Source organism: Streptomyces carpinensis, assembly GCF_002154505.1.
In the GTDB taxonomy this organism is placed as follows: Bacteria; Actinomycetota; Actinomycetes; order Streptomycetales; family Streptomycetaceae; genus Streptomyces; species Streptomyces carpinensis.
The window spans coordinates 1-768 of the sequence record NZ_MUBM01000545.1 but is presented as its reverse complement, the minus strand read 5'-3'; the positions used below and the strand labels follow the sequence as shown (position 1 = coordinate 768).

Sequence of the window (768 nt, the reverse complement as noted above, 5' to 3'; positions counted from 1 at the left end):
ACGACGCATGGAGTTCTCGGTCGGACCCGACGTGTTCTGCAGAGTAATAGGTGTCATCATCAGTCTCTGATGTCGCAGATGGGGGCGCCAGAGGCGATGGAGGCGCCGACCTGGGCGGTCAGTCCCTTGATGGTGCCGTTCTTGTGGGCGTTGAGGGGTTGTTCCATTTCATGGCTTCCAGGACGGCGATGAGGTCGCCTTCCTTGACCTCTTGGCCGTCCTCGACGGCGATCTTGACGATGGTGCCCTGCATGGGGAGGCGACGGGGCCGGTCTTCTTGGCAACAGGCCGTGTTGTTCGGCGAAGGCGACGACTTCGTCGGCGCCGGAGACGGGGTCGGGGGTGCCGGCGACGAGGGGGGCGCCGGCGCGCTGGGCGATGTGGCGGGCGGCGACCTTGTCGCCGAGGTCGCGGATGGCCTGTGGGGGCGGGCCGATCCAGATGAGGCCGGCGTCCAGGACGGCCTGGGCGAAGTCGGCGTTCTCGGAGAGGAAGCCGTAGCCGGGGTGGATGGCGTCGGCGCCGGACTCCTTGGCGGCCTTGAGGACCTTGTCGATGTCCAGGTAGCTGGTGGCCGGGATGTCACCGCCCAGGGCGAACGCCTCATCCGAGGCGCGGACATGCAGCGGGGGCGGCCGGCGCGGCAAGCCGTAGGCAATGGCCATGAAAGGCCTCCAGAGTCAGTGGGCAACGGCCCTGGGAAAAAGCCGATTGATTAGTCGTCAGAAGGAGTCGACGGGTATGTATACGCCCCAGACGTCGCGCAGG

General features: G+C 66.8%; 1 protein-coding gene and 1 pseudogene. Both read right to left on the bottom strand.

Annotated features, from left to right (window positions below; translation table 11 throughout):
* Window positions 1–118 precede the first annotated feature (118 nt).
* On the bottom strand, window positions 119–253 hold the full coding sequence (locus BZY54_RS55750; RefSeq protein WP_086731247.1) for an acyl-CoA carboxylase biotin carboxyl carrier protein subunit: 135 nt from the start codon (window positions 251–253) through the stop codon (window positions 119–121).
* 31 nt (window positions 254–284) lie between these two features.
* A pseudogene (locus BZY54_RS45725) lies at window positions 285–626 on the bottom strand (biotin carboxylase N-terminal domain-containing protein); the annotation flags it as partial.
* Window positions 627–768 lie beyond the last annotated feature (142 nt).

Excerpts from the sequence above, each read along its gene's own strand:
- BZY54_RS55750 (WP_086731247.1), bottom strand. The coding sequence starts at position 253 with ATGCAGGGCACCATCGTCAAGATCGCCGTCGAGGACGGCCAAGAGGTC.